Source organism: Alloacidobacterium sp., from assembly GCF_035631355.1.
In the GTDB taxonomy this organism is placed as follows: domain Bacteria; phylum Acidobacteriota; class Terriglobia; order Terriglobales; family Acidobacteriaceae; genus Alloacidobacterium.
The window spans coordinates 36,633-56,993 of the sequence record NZ_DASQIX010000069.1; the positions used below are offsets into that span (position 1 = coordinate 36,633).

The 20,361-nt window shown below is 59.2% G+C and carries 18 protein-coding genes and 1 other RNA gene; 7 read left to right on the top strand and 12 right to left on the bottom strand.

All coding sequences use genetic code 11. From position 1 onward, the window contains the following. The first annotated feature begins 1 nt into the window (after position 1). The 5 genes from ilvB to VEV40_RS12815 all read left to right on the top strand — a co-directional run bounded on the left by ilvB (position 2) and on the right by VEV40_RS12815 (position 5,770). Complete coding sequence (ilvB, locus tag VEV40_RS12795) at positions 2 to 1,753, top strand: biosynthetic-type acetolactate synthase large subunit (protein ID WP_324832812.1); 1,752 nt, start codon at positions 2 to 4, stop codon at positions 1,751 to 1,753. 16 nt (positions 1,754 to 1,769) lie between these two features. Continuing rightward, positions 1,770 to 2,360 (top strand): acetolactate synthase small subunit, encoded by a 591-nt coding sequence (ilvN, locus tag VEV40_RS12800; RefSeq protein ID WP_324832813.1) that lies wholly within the window; start codon positions 1,770 to 1,772, stop codon positions 2,358 to 2,360. 177 nt (positions 2,361 to 2,537) lie between these two features. After that, positions 2,538 to 3,584, top strand: a complete 1,047-nt coding sequence (ilvC, locus tag VEV40_RS12805; RefSeq protein WP_324832815.1) for a ketol-acid reductoisomerase — start codon at positions 2,538 to 2,540, stop codon at positions 3,582 to 3,584. Positions 3,585 to 3,760: 176 nt separating this feature from the next. Further along, positions 3,761 to 4,243: a DUF4174 domain-containing protein gene (locus tag VEV40_RS12810; protein WP_324832817.1), complete on the top strand. Its 483-nt coding sequence runs from the start codon at positions 3,761 to 3,763 to the stop codon at positions 4,241 to 4,243. Positions 4,244 to 4,318: 75 nt separating this feature from the next. Continuing rightward, positions 4,319 to 5,770 (top strand): sensor histidine kinase, encoded by a 1,452-nt coding sequence (locus VEV40_RS12815; protein WP_324832819.1) that lies wholly within the window; start codon positions 4,319 to 4,321, stop codon positions 5,768 to 5,770. A gap of 212 nt (positions 5,771 to 5,982) precedes the next feature. Here VEV40_RS12815 and VEV40_RS12820 read toward each other — a convergent pair whose 3' ends face one another. From VEV40_RS12820 to rimO, 12 genes are all read right to left on the bottom strand, one after another. After that, positions 5,983 to 8,664, bottom strand: coding sequence for an ABC transporter permease (locus VEV40_RS12820; protein ID WP_324832822.1), 2,682 nt, complete (start codon positions 8,662 to 8,664; stop codon positions 5,983 to 5,985). A 225-nt stretch (positions 8,665 to 8,889) separates the two neighbouring features. Further along, on the bottom strand, positions 8,890 to 9,237 hold the full coding sequence (locus tag VEV40_RS12825) for a PadR family transcriptional regulator (protein ID WP_324832823.1): 348 nt from the start codon (positions 9,235 to 9,237) through the stop codon (positions 8,890 to 8,892). Positions 9,238 to 9,470: 233 nt separating this feature from the next. Then, positions 9,471 to 10,124 (bottom strand): riboflavin synthase, encoded by a 654-nt coding sequence (locus VEV40_RS12830; protein ID WP_324832826.1) that lies wholly within the window; start codon positions 10,122 to 10,124, stop codon positions 9,471 to 9,473. Between the two features lie 145 nt (positions 10,125 to 10,269). Then, positions 10,270 to 11,367 (bottom strand): bifunctional diaminohydroxyphosphoribosylaminopyrimidine deaminase/5-amino-6-(5-phosphoribosylamino)uracil reductase RibD, encoded by a 1,098-nt coding sequence (gene ribD / locus VEV40_RS12835; protein ID WP_324832827.1) that lies wholly within the window; start codon positions 11,365 to 11,367, stop codon positions 10,270 to 10,272. A 3-nt stretch (positions 11,368 to 11,370) separates the two neighbouring features. Then, positions 11,371 to 12,327 (bottom strand): signal recognition particle-docking protein FtsY, encoded by a 957-nt coding sequence (gene ftsY / locus VEV40_RS12840; RefSeq protein ID WP_324832828.1) that lies wholly within the window; start codon positions 12,325 to 12,327, stop codon positions 11,371 to 11,373. Positions 12,328 to 12,347: 20 nt separating this feature from the next. Continuing rightward, positions 12,348 to 13,355 (bottom strand): NAD(P)H-dependent glycerol-3-phosphate dehydrogenase, encoded by a 1,008-nt coding sequence (locus VEV40_RS12845; RefSeq protein WP_324832830.1) that lies wholly within the window; start codon positions 13,353 to 13,355, stop codon positions 12,348 to 12,350. Continuing rightward, on the bottom strand, positions 13,352 to 13,996 hold the full coding sequence (plsY, locus tag VEV40_RS12850; protein ID WP_324832831.1) for a glycerol-3-phosphate 1-O-acyltransferase PlsY: 645 nt from the start codon (positions 13,994 to 13,996) through the stop codon (positions 13,352 to 13,354). The genes VEV40_RS12845 and plsY overlap by 4 nt, the downstream gene beginning before the upstream one ends. 291 nt (positions 13,997 to 14,287) lie before the next feature. Further along, positions 14,288 to 15,538 (bottom strand): competence/damage-inducible protein A, encoded by a 1,251-nt coding sequence (locus VEV40_RS12855; RefSeq protein WP_324832833.1) that lies wholly within the window; start codon positions 15,536 to 15,538, stop codon positions 14,288 to 14,290. A 25-nt stretch (positions 15,539 to 15,563) separates the two neighbouring features. After that, positions 15,564 to 16,625, bottom strand: a complete 1,062-nt coding sequence (locus VEV40_RS12860; RefSeq protein ID WP_324832835.1) for a gluconolaconase — start codon at positions 16,623 to 16,625, stop codon at positions 15,564 to 15,566. A gap of 25 nt (positions 16,626 to 16,650) precedes the next feature. Then, positions 16,651 to 17,133: a phosphatidylglycerophosphatase A gene (locus tag VEV40_RS12865; RefSeq protein WP_324832836.1), complete on the bottom strand. Its 483-nt coding sequence runs from the start codon at positions 17,131 to 17,133 to the stop codon at positions 16,651 to 16,653. Then, complete coding sequence (locus tag VEV40_RS12870; protein ID WP_324832838.1) at positions 17,117 to 17,347, bottom strand: DNA gyrase inhibitor YacG; 231 nt, start codon at positions 17,345 to 17,347, stop codon at positions 17,117 to 17,119. Before VEV40_RS12870 ends, VEV40_RS12865 begins: the two co-directional genes overlap by 17 nt. Continuing rightward, entirely contained in the window at positions 17,344 to 18,870 is a 1,527-nt protein-coding gene (rimO, locus tag VEV40_RS12875) for a 30S ribosomal protein S12 methylthiotransferase RimO (RefSeq protein WP_414637845.1), read from the bottom strand. The genes VEV40_RS12870 and rimO overlap by 4 nt, the downstream gene beginning before the upstream one ends. Before the next feature lie 152 nt (positions 18,871 to 19,022). Here rimO and ffs point away from each other — a divergent pair. Both ffs and VEV40_RS12885 read left to right on the top strand, forming a co-directional pair. Beyond that, positions 19,023 to 19,120, top strand: an RNA gene (gene ffs / locus VEV40_RS12880) — signal recognition particle sRNA small type. Between the two features lie 127 nt (positions 19,121 to 19,247). After that, positions 19,248 to 20,264 carry a beta-ketoacyl-ACP synthase III gene (locus VEV40_RS12885; RefSeq protein WP_324832840.1) on the top strand — a complete coding sequence of 339 codons (1,017 nt, stop codon included), beginning with the start codon at positions 19,248 to 19,250 and terminating at the stop codon, positions 20,262 to 20,264. The last annotated feature ends 97 nt before the right edge of the window (positions 20,265 to 20,361 follow it).

Below are 20,361 nucleotides of genomic sequence, written 5' to 3' on the forward strand. Positions count from 1 at the left end.
CATGGGCCACACCCCACAAAACGACTCACCATCGCACACCACCCGCCTCACCGGCGCGGAAATTACCTGGGCCACGCTCGTCGGCGAGGGTGTCAGCGATGTCTTCGGCTACCCCGGCGGGGCCATTCTGCCTATCTACGACGCGATGCGCAAATTCCCCATCCGCCACATCCTCACGCGGCATGAGCAGGGCGCAACCCACATGGCCGACGGTTACGCGCGCGCGTCGGGTAAGGTCGGCGTCGCTCTCGCCACTTCCGGCCCCGGAGCCACCAACATGGTCACCGGCCTCGCCACCGCCATGATGGACTCCGTACCCATCGTCTGCATCACCGGCCAGGTCTCAAGCAAAGTGCTTGGCTCCGACGCTTTTCAGGAAGTGGACATCACCGGCATCACGCTGCCCGTTACCAAGCATAACTACCTTGTCACGCGCCCGGAAGATATTGCGCCTGCGCTGCGCGAAGCCTTCCTCATCGCGCGCTCCGGACGTCCCGGCCCCGTGCTCGTTGACATCACCAAAGACGCGCAGCAAGGCTCCGCCGACTTCAGTTTCGAGGCCGCAGCGCCCAAGGCTTACCGCCCGCATCCCATGCGCGGCCATAACGCCGATTCCATTACCGACGCCGCGCGCCTCATCCGCGAAGCAAAGCGGCCCGTCATCCTCTCCGGACACGGCGTCATCCAGTCCGCCGCATTCGAGCAGCTACGCACGCTCGCCGAGCGCATGCAGATTCCCGTTGCTTCCACGCTCCTGGGTCTCGGCGGCTTTCCTGCCTCGCATCCGCTGTCGCTGGGCATGATGGGCATGCACGGCGAGGCGTGGGTCAACCAGGCCATTCAGAAATCCGACCTGCTTATCGCCTGCGGCATGCGCTTCGATGATCGCGTCACCGGAACGCTTGCCACCTACGCGCCGAACGCAAAGAAGATCCATATCGAAATCGACCCGGCGGAGATCAACAAGAACGTAAAAGTCGACGTCGCCCTCATCGGCGATCTGAAGCAGGTACTCGAACTCCTGCTGCCGAGTCTCTCCAAACGAGCAAATTCTCCCTGGCTGCGCGAGATTACTGAGAGTAAAGGTGAAAGCGCCGTGCGCGACATCAAGAACCTGCCCGACAACGGCCACCTATACGCCGCGCACGTCATCAATGACCTCTGGAACGCGACCGGTGGCAAGGCCATCGTCGTCACCGACGTAGGCCAGCACCAGATGTGGGAGGCGCAGTACTATAAGCACGATGCACCGCGCACTCTCATCACCTCCGGCGGACTCGGGACCATGGGTTTTGCTCTGCCCGCGGCCATCGGCGCGAAAATCGCCTGCCCCGATAAAGAAGTCTGGGTCATCGCCGGCGACGGCGGCTTCCAGATGACCGCCCCTGAGCTTTCCACCATCGCGCAGGAGAACCTCGACATCAACATTGCCGTGATTAACAATGGGTTCCTCGGCATGGTGCGCCAATGGCAGGAGTTCATTTACGACAAGAACTATGCCTCCTCGCCCATCCTCAGCCCTGACTTCGTAAAGCTGGCTGACGCCCACGGCATCTCAGGCGCGACCGTCAGCACACGACCGCAAGTCGCGGCTGCCGTCAAATCCGCGCGTGGCTCCAAGGCGCCGTATCTCATAAACTTTCTGGTGGAGAAAGAAGATTCCGTTTACCCAATGGTTGCCGCAGGCTCGGCCTTGCACGAAATGATCCGCCGGCCCGACAATCCTATGATTGAAACAGCAGAAGACGCATAAGGAAGAATCAGTAATCATGCTGCATACATTTGTCGCACTCGTAGAAGACAAGCCGGGCGTGCTCACCCGCGTCGCCTCCCTTTTTCGCCGCCTCAACGTCAACATCGTCTCGCTGACGGTCGGACGGTCGGAGCGGCCGGGAATCTCGCGCATGACCATCGTCGCGCACTCGTCCACTTCCGCCGGTCATCGCATCATGGCCAGCCTTTACAAGCTCGAAAACGTGCTCGAAGTGGACGACATGGACCAGGTCGCCAACGTCAGCCGTGAGCTCGCGCTCATCAAAGTCGGAGCGACGCCGCAGACGCGCTCGCACATCTTCGAGCTGGTCGAAGTCTTCCGCGCTCGCATCGTCGATCTCGCGCCCGAGTCGCTGATGATCGAAATCACCGGCGTCGAAAGCAAGATCGAAGGACTGATTCAGGTCCTGATGGAAAGCGGTGATCCGATTCTCGAAGTCTCGCGCACCGGACGCATGGTGATGCGCCGCGGCCGCCACACCAGCCGTGTCCTTGAAGCCATGCGCGTCGCTGCCGAACCGGAAACTGAAACCAAGAACACCGCCGTCTTCGACCTGGTGGAGGAAGAATCAAATTTCCAGAAGTAGAATCTGGAAGATGCTGCAAGTTTCTAAGTTTTGAAGGGGCACGGCTTCAGCCGCTGAGGCCAGATTTTCTCAAGCTCTCAATCAAGTTTTCAGGGTAGAAGCACCGGCCTTCAGGCCGGTGAATAAGAGATTCACAAAGAGGGGCTTCAGCCCCGGCATACAACGAAGGGAAACAAAATGGCAAAGACATATCACGACCACGACGCTGACCTCTCCATCATCCAAGGGAAAAAAGTCGCCATCATCGGCTACGGCTCGCAGGGACACGCGCACGCCCTCAACCTCAAGGACTCAGGCGTTCAAGTCCGGGTCGGCTTGCCCGCAACCAGCAAGTCCATCGACAAGGCAAAGAAGGCCGGCCTTGAAGTCACCTCCATAGCCGACGCGGCAAAGTGGGGTGACGTCATCATGATTCTCACACCCGATGAGACCCAGGCCGAGGTTTATGCGAAGGAAGTGGCGCCGCACCTTACGCCGGGCAAGGCCCTCGTCTTCGCCCACGGATTCAACATCCGCTACGGCACCATCAAGCCGCCTGCCGGCGTCGATGTCTTCCTTGCAGCACCGAAAGCCCCCGGCCATCGCGTCCGCGAAGTCTTCACCGAAGGCGGCGGCACGCCGGGCCTGGTCGCCGTCGAGCAGAACGCCAGCGGCAACGCGCTTGCGCTTGCGCTCTCCTACGCCAAGGGCATCGGTTGCACCCGCGCCGGAGTGCTTGAAACCACGTTCAAAGAAGAGACCGAAACCGACCTCTTTGGCGAACAGGCCGTCCTCTGCGGAGGCACCTCGGCTCTCGTCAAGGCCGGATTCGAAACACTGGTCGAAGCCGGCTATCAGCCTGAGCTTGCCTATTTCGAGTGCCTGCACGAGCTCAAGCTCATCGTCGATCTCATGTATCGCGGCGGTCTCGCCTACATGCGCTACTCCATCTCCAATACCGCCGAATACGGCGACTATGTCGCAGGCCCGCGCATCGTCACCGACGAGACCCGCGCCGCGATGAAAAAGCTGCTCGCCGAAATCCAGGACGGCACTTTCGCGAAAAACTTCATCGAAGAAAACAAGACCGGCCGCAAGAAGTTCGACGCAATCCGCAGGCAGGAAGCGAACCATCAGATCGAAACCGTAGGCGCCGAGCTGCGTTCTGCCATGCCTTTCCTCGACCCCGTCGTCGTGAAGGATGGAACGCCGCAAGCCGCCCAACCCGAAACCGTGCAAGCTTAACAACCGCTTGTAGATGGGTGCCCACATCTCGCAGAGATGTGGGGTTTTGACCCTCACTAGATGGCCGGGTGCCCCACCCTTTCGCGCAGCTTGCGAAAGGGTGGGAAAGCAACACACTCACCCAGCGGGGTCTCAAAACACCGCATTTCGCGGCATCATAGAAGTACCGACTCCGTATGACGAAGCATCTTCCCCCACTCGCCATACTCCTTCTCGCCCCCGTGCTGATGCAGGCACAGGCACGTCCCGACTGTGCGCTGAAACCAACATCTCTCACGCAGATGCGCCGTTGTTATCGCCCGCTGATCATCTTTAGCCCAACCGCAACCGATGCGCGCTTAGTCAAACAGCAATCCACGCTCGACAATGCCGCCGACGATATGATGGACCGCTTCGTCCTCCTCATTCCTGTCATCGCGAAGATGGCAAACTATCAGCCGCCGCTCGACACTCCCTACGCTCTGCTGAGCGAGAAAGAACTCGCGGCCATTCGTAGCCGTTTTCATGTTCCGGAAAATCAATTTACCGTCCTTCTGCTCGGCGAAGACGGTACGATCAGGCTGCAAAGCGCTGAACCGGTGACCATCACCCGTCTTAACAACCTGATCGACGCTATGCCCGAACGAAAGATAGAAATGCAGCGCCCGCACGCCAATTAGGTCGATTCAACGGATTCTTGACGTGGATTAAACGCATCCTGGACTACCATGTACCATCAGAACAGGTAAGGTTCCATGAATACAGCCAGCATCGCCCCCGCCCCCGAGAGTCTTACCCCGCGCAACGCGACCCCGCTCCCGGACATCATCGCCGCGCTCAAGCGCGTCATCCCCCTCCACGGCCTGAAAGATTCTGAATACGAGTGGCTTGCCACTCATGCCAGAGAGCGCTTTGCTGAAGCGGGCGAAACCATATTCCATGAAGGCGACGTCGCCAACGAAATGACCATCATGCTCAAAGGCGAGATCCACGTCCGTCGCGAGCACGGCGGTCCCGCCGCCCTATGGGTCGGGCGCTCCGGCATCATCTCCGGCCTGCTCCCGTTTTCGCGCATGAAGACCTACGGCGGCCACGGATACACCGTTGCGCCAACCTGGGCGCTGATGTATCACCGCGATCTCTTCACCGAGATGCTCGACGCCATCCCGTCCATGACGCAGCGCTCCGTCTCCATCCTGCTTGACCGCGTGCGCGAAGTCACGCGCATGGAGCAGCAGGCGGAAAAACTCAACGCGCTCGGCAAGCTTGCCGGCAATCTCGCCCATGAGCTTAATAACCCGGCCTCCGCCGCGCAGCGCGCCGCATCCGGCTTGCTCGATGAGTTGCACGTCTACGGACACGAAAAGTTCCGCCTCGGCAGCCTTTGTCTTTCCGAGGCCCATCTCCTCGTCGTGCGCAAGTGGCAGGAGGCAGTCATCGAGCACGCGCGGGAGCATCGCGGCAAGGCCGAAGACTTTGCCGCGCGCGAGGACCAGCTCGCCGCCTGGATGCGCGCCCACAACATCGAGGATCCGTGGAGGATCGCTCCCGAGCTGGCCGAGGCGGGAGTCGAACCCGAAACGCTCGAGTGTCTACCCGGCTTTCTCGACGCCGACGCCATCGCCGTCATCCTCACGCAGCTTGCCTCTTCGCTGCGCGCGCGCGGCATGACCGAGGCCATGCTCGACTCCACCAACCGCATCTTCGACCTCATCCGCGCCATCAAGGACTACTCCTACATGGACCAGGCGCCCATCCAGGAAGTCGACATCCCGCAGGGCCTCGAAAACACGCTGGCCATGCTCCAGTCACGCCTGCAGCACGTTGAAGTCGAGCGCCGCTACGCCGAAGAGCTGCCGCACATCAGCGCCTACGCCAGCGAACTCAATCAGGTCTGGATGGCCCTGCTTGAAAACGCCCTCGACGCCATCCAGGACCACGGCAAAATCACGCTGAGTGTGCAGGTCTCCGGTGACATGCTGCTCATCGAAGTGTGGGACAACGGCCCCGGCATCCCACCCGAGCTTCAGGACCGCATCTTCGAGCCGTTCTTCACGACAAAAGCTCCCGGCAGCGGCCTAGGGCTCGGCCTCGACGGCGTACAGCGCACCATCCGCAAGCACCGCGGCTTTGTCCGCGTGCAATCCGAACCCGGCGCCACCTGCTTTCAGATTCGCTTGCCGATTGAGCAATTGCAGGCATACTGAAACAGGGCACAGGGCTTGCTCATGTCAGCGGAAGTTGCTTTATCTGGCTCATTCTCAGACGAAGCTGTTGTTTAAAGTTGTCATCCTGAGCGTAGCGTAACGAAGTGAAGCGAAGTCGAAGGACCTGCTTTTCTTGACCAGAGCACGATCTCGGGTGCCCCATCCTTCGCAAAGCGAAAGATGGGAAAGCAAGAACCCCTACTCCCTGAATCTCATTCAGCCCTCAACGCCTCCATAGGATCCACCATGGCCGCCCTCCGCGCCGGCAGATAAGCCGCCACCATCCCAATCACCAGCAAGATCAAAGCAACAAACCCAAGCGTCCATCCATCGCGCGCGCTCACGCCATACAGATAACTCCGCACTACGCGCCCGGAAGCAATCGCCAACGCCAGCCCAATCACCACGCCGGATACCAGCATCACCGAAGCCTGCCGCAGCACCAGCCACAGTAGATCGCCGCGCTGCGCCCCCAGCGCCAACCGCACTCCCAGCTCGCGCGTGCGCTGCGAAACCACATAGGCCAGCAGCCCATACAATCCGGCCACGCACAGCAGCAGCGCCGACCCGCCAAAAATCTCCAGCAGATGCGCTGCCAGCCGCTGGCTGCCAAACGAATCCTCCACCACCTGGTCCATCGTGGTAAAGTTGCTGCCCACCAGCGCCGGATCGGCCTGCCGCAGCACCTCGCGCAGCTCCGAAATCATCATCTTCGGATCGCGGTCCGTGCGGACGGCAAGGTCCATGGCAATCCCCTCCAGCGTCTTGTAAATTCCGCTCTCAGGCGTGAGCTGCGATATCGAGACCTCAACCTCAGGCGTCGATGGTTCAGCGACCGCGCTCTGCCGCATGTCGTCGAGCACGCCCACAATTTCCGCATCTTTTCCCGAGTTAATGTGCCACAGCTTCATACCGATGACTTTGCTCAGGTCCTGCTCATCTGGCGAATACTCTCGAGCAAAGGCGCGATTGACGACGAATATAGGCTGCGACGATGGAGTGTCCTGTTGATTGAAAAACCGCCCCGCTAACATCTTGAACCCAAATACCTGCTGCAAATCAGGTGTCGCAGCCTTAAGCAGGCTGACTACTTTCCACGATTTTCTGTTCGGGGACTGCGAAGCGTCCATCTTCAGTTCAAGATGAATGTTGAACGTCTCTCCCAATGGCACCTCCGTCATCAGCCCCGCAGACTGCACACCCGGCAAATGCTTCGCACGCTCCAGCAACGGCAGATAAAGGTTGTTTGTCATGTTTTGCCCGCCAAATTTATAACCGGGAATCTGCAAATTCGCCACGATGATGTGGTCCGTGCGAAACCCGAGTGGCACATGCCGCAGTGCATAAATCGTTCGCAGCAGCAGCCCGCAACCCACTAGGAGTGTCAGCGAAAGCGCAATTTCGATCATTACCAGCGCGCCGCGCAATCGATTCTGCCCGCGTGCACTTCCAGTCTGCAATCCTCCCTGCTTCAACGCTGGCTCAATCGGCGCATGAGCAGACATCCATGCAGGCCAGATTGACGAAATCATCGCCGAGGCCGCCGTCAGGGCCAGCAACCCAGCAACCACTCGCCAGTCCGGAACAGCTGGTACGCTGAACGGCAGATGGTGCGACATGCCCGCGGCAAAAAGCTTCACCGCCAGCACCGCGAGCCCCAGCCCAATCACTGCTCCGCACCCGCTCAGCAGCAGCCCCTCAGCCATGAACTGCTGCACGATGCGCCATCGCCCCGCGCCCAGAGCGCCACGAACGGCAACCTCGCGCTGCCGCATCATCGCCCGCGCCAATAGAAGATTCGTCACATTCACGCACGCAATCAACCACAACACGCCGGACGCTGCCAGCAACATTTCAAGCGCCCGCTTTGTGCCTTTCTCCACCAGCGATCCTGCATAGGATTCCAGCCATACTCCCGAACGCTCCTGCCGCGTCTCGGGATCGACATATCCAACCGCAATCTGCTTCTGCAGCGTCGACAGCTCCGCTTCCGCTTGCGAAGCCTTCACTCCGGACTTCAACCGCCCAATCACCGTGAACGTGGGAGTATCATCTGTGCGCCCCTTGTCCGCATCACCCAGCTGCCTCAGCGTCCACACCTGCTGGCTTGCCGGATCGAATGGAAACGAGAACCCGCGCGGCATCACGCCCACAACTACATAAGGTTCACCGCTGATCTTGACCGATTGCCCGAGTATCCCCGGATCGCCGCCAAACATCGACCGCCAGATCGCATCGCTGATGACGATGCTCCTCTCATCCCCATTCTTCGCAAATCCATCGGGGCCGTTGCGAAAATCACGCCCCAGTGCAGGAGCTGTCCCCAGTACTGCAAATAGGTTCCCGCTGACCTTATAAAATCCCACCCCTTCTGTTGCCGTTTTTCCTTCGAGAAAATTCCGCTTATCCGCCTGCACAAAATAACCGATGCTCTCAAAGCTTCTATTCCACTTCCGCCATTCCGCAAGATCGAGATACGGCGCGCCGCTCCTGTAATCATGCTCATTCCTCTGGCTCGCATCGCTGATATAAACCAACCGTCCCGCATCCTTATAAGGCAAAGGCCGCAGCATCACCCGGTCCACTACCGTAAACATCGCTGCCGGAGCGGCAATGCCCAGCGCCAGCGTAGCAATCACCGTCACCGCAAATGCCGGTGACTTCCGCAGTTGCCGCAGTGCATAGCGCAAGTCCTGCACGAGCCGCTCCAGCCACACCCATCCCCACGCCTCGCGCGCCACGTCTTTCACCAGAGGAATGTTCCCCATCTCCCGCTCCACCTCACGCCTCGCAGCATCCGCATCCTCGCCGCGCGCCACTCGCTCGGCAACGGCCATCTGAATATGCGCCTCAATCTCCGCATCCAGCTCGCCCTGCTTCGGCCACCACCTCATGACGATTTACCTCTTCCCCAAAAATGTTGTCATCCTGAGCGAAGCGCAGCGAAGTCGAAGGACCCGCACCGAAGGTGCGCCTATTGTCCTTGCGCAGCAAGGACCCTCAACAAGGCACAAATCTCAGGTGCCCCATCTTAGCGCCCGTTTCTGGCGCTAAGGTGGGAGAGTAACACCCTCACTCAGCATGGGTGCGGGTGCCCCATATCTCGACGAGATATGGGTTTACTCCATCCCCAGCACTCCCCCAATCGCTATCACCATCTGCTCCCACCGGCTCCGGTTCTCCGCCAATTGCTTCTTCCCCGCCGTCGTAATCCGGTAATACTTCGCCAGTTGCCTGCTCTCTGTAAGCCGCCACTCCGACGCAATCCACTTCTGCCGCTCCAGACGGTGCAGCGCCGGATACAGCGACCCCGTCTCCACGTGCAGCACCTCGCCCGAGCTCGCACGGATCGCCTGGCTGATGCCGTACCCGTGCTGCGTCCCCCACTGCAGCGTCTGCAGAATCAGCATGTCCAGTGTCCCCTGCAATAGCTCAATTCGGTTTTTGTAATTTTCTTTCTCTGCCATAAGATGCAGACACTCTACTACCATGGAGGTAGGCTGTCTACAGCCAGACGAAAAAAGAAGAAACAAAACAAAAGCCTTGCCGAAGGCAAGGCCAGGTAGAAGCACCGGGCTTCTCGGGGTCCCCGGAACGCGCGATGTTCGCGTTCTGGGGTGATTAGCCCGGTGAATAGAGATCTCGTTAGCAGAAGGGCTTTAGCCCTGGGGTTTTCCGAAATCCCAATAAGCCGCAGAAGTCAGTATCCGTTGGCGATCAGATAATCAACCGTCAATTCAAACTCAGGCGCAGCCTTTTGCTGCTGCTCGAAGAACTTCATCATCACATCGGCTTCCAGATTCACCTTATCGCCGGCCTTCAAGGTGTGCAGATTGGTATGAGCATAAGTGTGCGGAATAATCGCAACCGCGACTGTCTTTCCGTCAAATTTGGCTACAGTGAGGCTGATGCCCTCAATCGCAATCGACCCCTTCTCGACCACATAGCGCCCAACACTCGCCGGAACCGCCACGCGCAGCCACAAGTCAGTCTGAGAGCTATTTGAGACAGGCTCCAGCGCAAGCAGCGTCCCCGTAGCGTCCACATGCCCCTGAACAACATGTCCGCCCAGCGGAGTGCCTGCAGGTGTCGGCAGCTCCAGGTTGACCTCAGCGCCCGGCTGCAGCCCAGCCAGCGAAGTCCGCGCCACCGTTTCCGCCGCCAGATCGGCATGAAAAACAGGAGGATTGACCGAGATATCAAGCGCCGTCAAACAAGTGCCGCTGACTGCAATGGAATCACCTGTCCGCAGCCGCTCCGCCAGCTTCGGCGCCGACACTGCAATCCGCAGCGTTCCCGCGCTCTCGTCAACGCACAAAATCTTGCCCGTAGCTTCAATCAATCCTGTAAACATGAATTACTCATCCCCTTCAGTTGTCATCCCTCTACGCCAGTTGTCATACTGAGCGCAGCGACGGATCTGTTTTTCAGGTAGAAGCACCGGGCTTTAGCCCAGTGAATTTGCAACGTCATTTCAGGGCCTTCAGGCCCGGGCTTTTTTAAGCCCACGGATCCCTCAGATACCCCTCCAAGCAAACATCATCTCCAACAGTCTTCCATGAGATGCGCTCAATCGGAGCTGCGATGCGCCCGCCAGCCAGCAGCGGAACCGCATCCGCTCCAAGAAAACACGGAGCATAGAACAAGCACAGCTTGTCCACGACTCCTGACACGAGCGCTGAGCTGTTCAGCCGCGGACCGGCTTCGAGCATCGCATTCAGCACCGGCCTCTCGCCCAGCCGCTTCATTACAGCCGGCAGCGAGACGTGCCCATCCACCGCCTCGATCCGCTCCAGCCGGATACCGGCATCTTCAAGCGCCCACACACGATCAGAATTAGCCGACGCATGAAAGGCCACCACATCACCTTGCGCCGACTTGACCAGCTTCGACCCGACAGGCAGCCGCAGCGACGAATCCAACACCACACGCAGAAGCGGCCGGCGACGCCGCAATCCGCTGCGGTCTGTCAGCAGCGGATCGTCGGCAATGACCGTGTCAACACCGGTGATGACGGCATCCGAAGCGTGGCGCATTCGCTGCACAATAGTGCGCGATGCCTCGCTGGTAATGTAATGCGTCTGCCCCGCAGGAACCGATGCTGGGGCGATCCGCCCATCGAGTGAAAGGCCGGCCTTCAACGTAACAAAAGGCAATCCATTTCGAATGTGCTTCGCAAATCCGTCATTCAGCGCGCGCGCTTGATCTCGCAGCATATCCGTCGTAACGGAAATGCCTGCCGCGCGCAGCTTGGCAAGCCCCTGTCCGTTCACCGCAGGATTCGGATCGCCCGTCGCGACAACAACGCGGCTGACCTGCGCGGCAATCAGCGCATCGGCACAAGGCCCGGTCCGCCCCTGATGCGAACATGGCTCCAGTGTGACGTAGGCCGTCGCGCCGCGCGCTTTCTCTCCAGCTCCTTTCAGAGCCGCGATTTCAGCATGGTCGAGCTTGTCGTATTCGTGAACACCCTCGCCAACAAGGCTCCCGTCGCCCTGCACCAGAACACAACCGACCGCAGGATTTGGCGACGATAACCCGACCGAGCGTTGAGCAAGCTCAAGCGCTCGCGTCATCCACTGAAGGTCGTCAGGCAAAGCTCAAGCTCCAAGCAGCGAATCGACGAACGCCGCGCTGTCAAAAGGCAGCAGGTCTTCAATCTTCTCGCCGACGCCGACAAATCGCACAGGCAGATTCAGCTCACGCGCAATCGCAACCGCAATACCGCCCTTAGCCGTCCCGTCAAGCTTGGTGAGCACAATGCCGGTCACGCCAGCCGACTCGGTAAACAGCCGCGCCTGCTGCAATCCGTTCTGCCCGGTCGTCGCATCCATCACCAGCAACACTTCATGCGGAGCATCGGGAACAATCCGCTGCGTCGTGCGCCGCATCTTGTCGAGCTCGGCCATCAGGCTGTTCTTAGTGTGCAGGCGGCCCGCGGTATCGACAATCAGCACGTCATTGCTGCGCGCCTTCGCCGCCCGCAACGCGTCGAAGAGCGCCGCTGAAGGGTCACCACCCTGCCGCGTCTTAATAATCTCTACCTCGCTCCGCTGCCCCCAGACCTCAAGCTGCTCAATCGCAGCCGCGCGAAAGGTGTCCGCGGCGCACATCAGCACGCTCCTGCCCTGCGCGCGGAAATAAGCCGCCAGCTTGCCGCTGGTCGTCGTTTTGCCGGTGCCGTTCACGCCCACCATCATGATGACTTCAGGCGGCGTCGCTACCGTCTTCACCGGACGCTGCTGTCCATCAAGAATGGCCTGAATCTGCTCCTTCAGCAGTTGTTTCAGTTCCGCGCCGTCGCGAATCTGCTGCCGTTTCGCGCGCTCCCGCAGCGCGCCGATGATCTCAGTGCTGGTGGTCACACCAAGATCGGAAGCGATCAGGCTCATCTCCAGTTCTTCGAGCGCTGATTCGTCCACCTCGCGGGTGAGCGCGATGACGCTCTCGATCCGCTCCCCCAGGCTGTCCCGCGTGCGCGAGACTGCATCCTTCATGCGGTCGAAAATGCTCTTCTTTTCCGGTTCGTTCAGGCTGCCAAACAGCGTTTGAATCATGCTGTTCTGAGTGTAACAAGCTACTCGTCGCGTCCCGGACGCGCCATCAGGTCGCGCATCGCCTCCACCGGCGGCTTGTCTTCATGCAGAATCGCAGCTACCTGCTCCACAATCGGCATCTCGATGTTATGGCGGCGGGCAAGGCCAAGCGCAGCGGAAGTCGTTCGCACACCTTCTGCAACCTTGCCGTGTAATCCGGCAAGAATCTCGGCCAGCCTCCGGCCTTTGCCCAACTCGATTCCAACCGTCCGGTTGCGCGACAGCGAGCCGGTGCACGTCAGCACCAGATCGCCGATGCCGGAAAGCCCTGCAAGCGTCTCGCTGCATCCACCGCACGCAACAGCAAGGCGTGTCGTCTCGGCGATACCGCGTGTGATGAGCGCGGCAGCGCTGTTGTGTCCAAGTCCGAGCCCGGAGACAATCCCTGCGGCAATGGCAATCACATTCTTGAGCGCCCCGCCCAGTTCAACACCAACAACATCATCATTCGTATAGAGCCGCAAAGACCGGCTGCCGAACTCGCGCTGGATGCGCGCTGTCAGGTCGGCATCTTGTGATGCAATCGTAATCGCAGTTGGAAAGCCCGCTGCAACTTCCTGCGCGAATGACGGCCCGCTGAGAACTCCAACCGGCAGGCTGAGGCCGTACTTTCCGAGCACGTCCGCAATCACTTCGCTCATGCGCAGCAGCGTCGCGTCCTCAATGCCCTTGGTCGCGCTTACAAGTATCTGGCCCGAGCGCAGAAACGGCGTAAACTGCTCGTAGCTCGCGCGAACATGATGCGACGGCATCACGCTCACAACGATCTCCGCATCGCGCAGCGCCTCTTCAACGTTCGAAGTCGCGCGGATGCTCTTTGGAACCGCAAGACCGGGAAGAAACACCGTGTTCTCGCCGCGCTCGACAATCGTCTCGCTTACGTCGGGCGAGTGCGACCACAGCGTCACATCATGCCCGCCGCGGCCCGCCAGACTCAGCGCAATCGCGGTGCCCCACGCGCCGCTGCCCATAACGGCAATGCGGCTCATGCGGCGCTTGCCTTCGTTTTGCCGAAGCGATACTCAGTCCCGTTCAGCAGGCGATGGATGTTCTGATGGTGCTTCGCAATCACGATCAACGGGATGATCAGAATCACCATGATCATGGGCACCGAATATGGAAAGTGCGGAGCCAGAAAGGCAAAAACGGGAAACGACGCGGCAGCGAGAATCGAAGCCAGCGAAACAAAGCGCGACACCGCGAAGATAGCGACGAATACAACCAGTGCTGCTACCGCCGGAAGCCAGGCCAGCGCGATAAACACACCCAGCGCCGTAGCTACGCCTTTACCGCCCTTGAAGTTGAGCCATGCCGGAAATATATGCCCCAGAATGGCAAAGAGCGCTGCAAATGCCATCGCGTTCTGCAGTGGGACCTGCTCCAGCGTATGCAGATTCAACACCCACCCAGCCGCACACACCGCAATGTAGCCCTTCAGCGCGTCCAGCAGAAACGTAAGAGCGCCGAGGCCTTTTGCGCCGGAGCGGACAACATTTGTGGCACCGATGTTTCCGCTGCCCTTGGAACGAATGTCCTCCTTGTGGAAGAGCCGCACCAGCACATATCCAAACGGGATCGACCCGAGGCCATATGCGATCAGACAGACCACCAGATATGTGACGGCAGACATTTCGATTATGAGTTTAGCAAGGGCCTGCTAAATCCTATTAGGGCGGTGAGCGTTGCGCGCCAAAATCCGGTCAGACGAGGCGGAGTCCGAAGATTGTGGCGGAACCACTGTCGAGGACGACAACGAAGTATGGCCGGATTTTGGCCGCAACCCGAAGGGAGAGGGCGGATTTTTTCGATTGCTTCGTCCCTCGTCGCTAAAATACACTCGGTATTCGTCGCTCCTCATTCCTCGCACTCGAAAAAATCCGCTCCTCTCGCTGACCGTCCTAATAGGGTTAGCAGGCCCCGGCTACATCAGCTTGCGGCGGACCATATCCAGCGCCTGCTGGCTCGCGTAGAAGCGGACGCGCTCGCGGTCTCCGGAAAAATTCTTCTCAACAACTTCCGTATGCACGCCGTCGCTAATGGCAATATAAACAAGCCCGACCGGCTTTTCTTCCGTTGCGCCGCCAGGCCCGGCAATGCCAGTCACACCCAATCCGTAGGTGCTGCGGCAGCGACGGCGAATACCTTCGGCCAGCGCGATCGCCACTTCACGGCTCACCGCGCCTTTCTCTTCAATTAACTCCTCGGGAACGCCGGCAAACTCCGTCTTCAGTTCATTGCTGTACACCACCGCGCCACCAAGAAACGAACGTGAGCTGCCGCTGATGCTCGTCAGCCGCTCGGCGATCAATCCGCCGGTGCAGCTTTCGGCCACAGAAAGCGTAGCGCCGCGCATTTCAAGGTAGTACAAAACGATCTGTTCCAGCGATTCCGCCTGCGTCGACGACGAATAAATCAAATCATCCAGCTCTTCTTCAATCAGGCTGGCCAGTTCATTCACCCGCGCTTCCGCTTCTTCTTTCGTCGACTTGGTCGAGATCAGCGTCAGTTGAATGTCGCCGAGATGCGCGAGGATGGTCGTCTCCACATCCGTATAGCGCGTATAGATCGGCGCAATACGGGAATCCGCAAGCGACTCGCCGATCATCGCCGCCTTGAGCGTGCGCGTGGCGATAAACCGCTGCGGCAGAAGCGCGCGCAGCCGCGGAACGCACTCCTCATCGAACATGGGCTTGATCTCGCTCGGCGGCCCCGGCAGCAACATCCCCAGCTTGCGATGCGCTCCGTAAACCGTATCCAGCCACTGCCCCGGCGCCGAGCCGCGCGGATTTTCCAGCACCTGCGCTCCAGCCAGCACATCAGCCTGCTTCAGATTATTTTCCGTGAGCTGCCAGCGTCGCTCCGCCGCGCGCACATAGAGATGCCCGACAATATCAGCGTCACGCCTCAGCTCAATGCCCAGCGCATCGGCCCAGGCTTCGCGCGTCAAGTCATCTTCCGTCGGACCAAGGCCGCCCATCGTAATTACGATGTCCACCCGCCCCAGCGCAGTGCGAATCGCATTCGTCAGGTCTTTTCTGCGGTCGCCGACAATGGTCTTGAACGCAACCTCGACGCCCAGCCCGTTCAGCCGCTCCGTGAGATAGAGCGAGTTCGTGTCCTGACGGAAAGGCGTCAGCAGCTCGGAGCCGATGGCGATAATTTCACATTTCATGCAAGTGCGGAGGGCAGAGCAATGGTCAGAAGAAGCGCAATCCTTCTACTCCCAAAGCTAAATGATACATGGCAGTGTTGGTTGCCAGAATCACGTCGCCTCCAGGGGCAAAGGCAAGCCCTACAATTCCCGACCCAGCCACTGCGAGGGACGCTTCTCCTGATGGAGTAATGCGCACCACTCCCCGCCGTCCGTGCCATGAAGCCGCGACATAAAGATTGCCCGCAATGTCCAATGCCAACCCCTGTGGGCGGCCCAGCCCGCGATAGAAAACGCGTGAATTGCCATCGCGATCAATCGCATACACGGCGTCGAAACTCGATGTCGTCGGGCCAGTTACATAGAGCGTTCCATCGCGGTCAAACGCGAGATGATATGCCGCCACGCTTGGCTCCAACGTGGCAAAAACGAAAATCTGCCGATCCGGAGCGATCTTGAAGATCGTGCCGCTGCGGTCGCCCACATACAGGTTCTGCTCCGAGTCGAACGCGATTCCCGTTGCAACCCCCATGCCTTCGGCAAATTGCGTATAGATGCCGTTCGGTGAAACGCGAAAGACAGTGCCGTCATTGCGCGACGAGACATACAGAAAACCTTCTGGATCGAGCGCCAGCCCGCTCGCGTTTATGATGCCCGTGACAAACGGACGCATTTCCCCGTCTGAACCGATGCGGTATACCGAAACCGGCGTGCTCTGGCCTCTGGAACCGGAGAGCGTGGCGTAGATATTGCCCTCTGCGTCAACCGCAGGGTTTGCGACCATATGAACATCCGTCGCAATCATTCCCGCCACCAGCAGCCTGATGGAATTGCTCTGCGCGCCGTTCTGCAATATCTGCAGCGGTCCGCTCTCCGCCTCATCAGGAACGCGCACCTTCATGCGCCTGCCGCGGCTCAACAGCACCGGCGCGGACAACTGGCCCAGCATCGCCACCGGCTGGCGCGTCGCCAGCGGACCCAGATTCGAGCCGGCTAGCTCCACTTCTCCGCCCGGCAGCGCCGCGGGCGGCGCCACCGTGTCGATTCTCGGCGTGTCTGAAGGGTCCGCTCTTGTCGTTCGGGCCATATCTCGAAACCAGCGACTCATTTCCTATTCTCTTCGAAGCAGAACATTACCACCAGTGATGTATCAGAAGAAATACCAACAATGCGTAAATTCCCGCCGCGACATCGTCGAGCATAATGCCGCCGCCGCCGGGCAACTGCTCTAATTGACGCGCAGGCCACGGCTTTAGGATGTCGAACAACCGGAAAAGGAGCAATGCCAGCAACACATGAGCCCAGTCTGCCGGCGCAGCAGCAAGCGCAATCCACTGCCCGCAAACCTCGTCCAGCACCACATAACCGGGATCTTCGCGTCCGCTCTCCCGTTCAACAATGGTTGCCGCAGGAATGCCGATCAGCAGCGCCAGCACCGCGCCGATGATGGATATTATGGCTGTTTGCGCTGTAGAAAGGTGTGCGAAATGCACAACCGCAAACCAAATCAGAGCAGCCGCAACTGATCCCCACGTTCCCGGTCCTGGCTTTCCAAATCCCGCGCCTAAGAACGTAGCTGCAGCCCACGCCCAGAGGGTCTTACTCTTCGTCGTCATGGCTGCGGCCCGGCTTCAATCCTTTCAAGTCTTCCAACACTTCAGGATCGAGCACCGGCGAGGAAATCCGGTAAGCACCGCTCGCCCATTTCCCCAGATCGATCTGCCGGCAGCGATCGCTGCAAAATGGGAAATCCTCACTGCTCGCCGTCACCAGCGTCCGGCAGGTAGGACAACGCAAAATGCGGTTTTTCTTGGGGGCCTTCTTATTCATGCTTCAGAAAGTACGCGCGCAACCACATCATAGTCGTGCGCTTCTGTAACCTCACATTCATAGAAGCGTCCCGGCGCAATCGCTTCCAGCGGCCCAAAGTCGTTGATATAGACTGTGCCGTCAATCTCAGGCGCGTGAAACTGCGAGCGGCCTTCCCACAGGAGCGGCGTCTCGGCGGATTCGCCTTCCACAAGAACGCTCATCGTTCTGCCAACCCACTGCTGCTTGGCCTTCTTGCTCAGGCCCTTTTGCAGCCGCATCAGTGCGCGCTTGCGCTGTTCAATCACCTTCGCCGGAACTTTCTCATCGAGCGAAAATGCGCCCGACCCCTCTTCATCGGAGTAGCCAAAAACGCCAAGCCAGTCGAAACGCGCCTCACGAACGAAATTTGAAAGCGTCTCGAAATCCGCATCCGTCTCGCCCGGAAAGCCGACGATGAACGAAGTTCGCAGCGCAATACCGGCGACGGCGACGCGGACTTTCTCAATCGTCTTCAGAAAAATATCGGCATTGGCGCCGCGCTTCATGCTCTTCAGCACCGGCCCCGATGCATGTTGCAGCGGAACATCAAGATACTTGCAGATGTTGTCGTGCTTCGCGATGGTCTCCAGCAACCGTCCCGTAATCTTGTTGGGGTAGGCGTAAAGAAAACGCAGCCAGTGCAAACCTTCGATGCAGGCCAGCTTATCTAACAACATGGCCAGACCATCCTTCAACCCGAGGTCTTCGCCATAACAGGTCGTGTCCTGCCCAATCAGCGTAATTTCCTGCACTCCCTGCGATACGAGCCTTTCCGCCTCCGCCACAACCGACTCAAAGTGCCGAGAGCGGAACTTGCCGCGCAGGTTGGGAATCACGCAGAAGCTGCACGGGTGGTCGCAGCCTTCCGCAATCTTGATGTACGCTGAAGGGCCGCGTGTCGCCAGCAGGCGCGGCGTAGTGTGGTCGTAAAGATACTGCGGCAGCGCAGCATCAGCCCCGCCCCATTCTTTACGTGCAAAGCGTCCCTGCGATTCGCGCAGCTCGCCTTCCGCGCGCGCCGCTGCCGTTGCGGAAAGAATGTTGAACGGAGATGCAGGCTGCGGAGCGGCAATCACCGGAGCATCCAGCCCCGCTGCCTCGAGAATCTTTTCCAGCTCTCCGGTCCCGACAACGGCATCGACTTCAGGAATGTTCTTCTGGATCTCGTTACGGTAGCGCTCGACCAGGCATCCGGCAACAATCAGCTTCTGCGCTTTTCCCGCTGTCTTGTACTGTGCCATCTCCAGAATCGTGTCCACCGATTCCTGTTTGGCCGTATCAATAAACGAGCAGGTGTTCACCACCAGAACATCGGCGGTTTCCGGAGACGCGGTCATTTGCGCGCCGGCCCGGTCGAGCAGGCCCATCATCACTTCGCTGTCCACCAGGTTCTTGGGACAGCCCAGGCTCACAAAGCCTACCTTGAGGCGAGGCGTCGGTTTTTCGGTTTTCGGGGATTCGATGACGCTTACACAGGCGTCATCAAGAAGCGTTTCACTCACTCTCTTATTTTACCGGATGGCATGTAAAATCACTGCGTATTCAGTGGTGAAAGGACTCCTTTGCGAACCTCTGCGAAACCTTAGCGTCCTCTGCGGTGAGCTTTCCAGCGATGCCAACACTCCTCCCCGTCAAGGTGGTATCATCACAAGTGTGCCGGGTCCTACGCGACTCAATCCCGCCAATCCCGCCAGGCCCGGAAGGGAGCAACGGTAACGGGCTAGTGTGTGCGCAGTAGGTCGCCCGGTACATGTTGATTTCCGCCTCATCTGACACAGAACTTTTACAATTTCCGCGCGCCGTGATCACACCTTTCATAGACATCGAAGCGCACCCTCATAGAAAATAGTCTTTACTTTGCAGTAGATGGAGATGAGCCTTGAGCCTTACCGTGCGTCCTACCACGTCTCGACGCGCAAAAATCACTGCCCTCGGAACCTATGTTCCTCCCCGCCTGTTGACTAACGCCGATCTGGAAAAAATGGTCGATACCAACGATCAGTGGATCGTTGAGCGCACCGGCATCCGCGAGCGGCACATCCTCGAAAAAGGGAAAGGCACCAGCGACATGGCCGTCGAAGCGGCAAAACAATGTCTGGCCGAACGCGGCATCGAGCCAACCGAGGTCGAGGCCATCATCGTCGCCACCGTTACGCCAGACATGCTCTTCCCGGCAACGGCATGTCTCGTTCAGGACAAACTCGGAGCAAAAGGCGCATGGGGATTCGACCTTTCTGCCGCCTGCTCCGGCTTTGTCTATGCCCTGCAGACAGGTTTCAAACTGGTCGAATCCGGTGCGCACTCGAAAGTGCTCGTCATCGGCGCCGACACCATGTCTGCGATCCTCGACTACACCGACCGCGCTACCTGCATCCTCTTCGGCGATGGCGCAGGCGCAGTGCTCATCGAGCCCGCCGAAGAAGGCGAGATCGGCATGGTCGATTACCTGCATGAAATTGACGGCTCCGGTGGCTGCTCGCTTTATATGCCCGGTGGCGGAAGTCTCAATCCGTCATCGGCAGAAACGGTGGCGAAGAAGATGCACTACGTTCGTCAGGACGGGCAGGCTGTCTATAAATACGCTGTCCGCAAAATGGCGGAGGCAACGGAAAAAGTGCTGACCCGCTGCGGCATCACCGGCGCCGACCTCGGCTGCTTCATCCCGCACCAGGCCAACAAGCGCATCATCCTCTCCACCGCCGAGCGCCTCGGTATGCCGCTCGATCGCGTCATCATCAACATCGACCGCTACGGCAACACCACTGCCGCCACCATCCCCATCGCCATGCAGACCGCGCGCGAAGAGGGCCGACTCAAGAAAAATGACCTCGTCCTCATCGCCAGCGTAGGCGCAGGCTTCACCACCGGCGCCGCCCTGCTCCGCTGGGAAATTTGAGCGATATCACAAATTGATTTGTCATCCCTACAGTAGCAAAGCGATCGGAGGGACACGCATTTTTCTGTTCTCACTTGCAACTGAAAAATTAAGCCAC

Bases quoted from the DNA above. Each gene is read 5' to 3' on its own strand.
- ilvB (WP_324832812.1), top strand. From the start codon at position 2: ATGGGCCACACCCCACAAAACGACTCACCATCGCACACCACCCGCCTC.
- ilvN (WP_324832813.1), top strand. From the start codon at position 1,770: ATGCTGCATACATTTGTCGCACTCGTAGAAGACAAGCCGGGCGTGCTC.
- ilvC (WP_324832815.1), top strand. From the start codon at position 2,538: ATGGCAAAGACATATCACGACCACGACGCTGACCTCTCCATCATCCAA.
- VEV40_RS12810 (WP_324832817.1), top strand. From the start codon at position 3,761: ATGACGAAGCATCTTCCCCCACTCGCCATACTCCTTCTCGCCCCCGTG.
- VEV40_RS12815 (WP_324832819.1), top strand. From the start codon at position 4,319: ATGAATACAGCCAGCATCGCCCCCGCCCCCGAGAGTCTTACCCCGCGC.
- VEV40_RS12820 (WP_324832822.1), bottom strand. From the start codon at position 8,664: ATGAGGTGGTGGCCGAAGCAGGGCGAGCTGGATGCGGAGATTGAGGCG.
- VEV40_RS12825 (WP_324832823.1), bottom strand. From the start codon at position 9,237: ATGGCAGAGAAAGAAAATTACAAAAACCGAATTGAGCTATTGCAGGGG.
- VEV40_RS12830 (WP_324832826.1), bottom strand. From the start codon at position 10,124: ATGTTTACAGGATTGATTGAAGCTACGGGCAAGATTTTGTGCGTTGAC.
- ftsY (WP_324832828.1), bottom strand. From the start codon at position 12,327: ATGATTCAAACGCTGTTTGGCAGCCTGAACGAACCGGAAAAGAAGAGC.
- VEV40_RS12845 (WP_324832830.1), bottom strand. From the start codon at position 13,355: ATGAGCCGCATTGCCGTTATGGGCAGCGGCGCGTGGGGCACCGCGATT.
- plsY (WP_324832831.1), bottom strand. From the start codon at position 13,996: ATGTCTGCCGTCACATATCTGGTGGTCTGTCTGATCGCATATGGCCTC.
- VEV40_RS12855 (WP_324832833.1), bottom strand. From the start codon at position 15,538: ATGAAATGTGAAATTATCGCCATCGGCTCCGAGCTGCTGACGCCTTTC.
- VEV40_RS12860 (WP_324832835.1), bottom strand. From the start codon at position 16,625: ATGAGTCGCTGGTTTCGAGATATGGCCCGAACGACAAGAGCGGACCCT.
- VEV40_RS12865 (WP_324832836.1), bottom strand. From the start codon at position 17,133: ATGACGACGAAGAGTAAGACCCTCTGGGCGTGGGCTGCAGCTACGTTC.
- VEV40_RS12870 (WP_324832838.1), bottom strand. From the start codon at position 17,347: ATGAATAAGAAGGCCCCCAAGAAAAACCGCATTTTGCGTTGTCCTACC.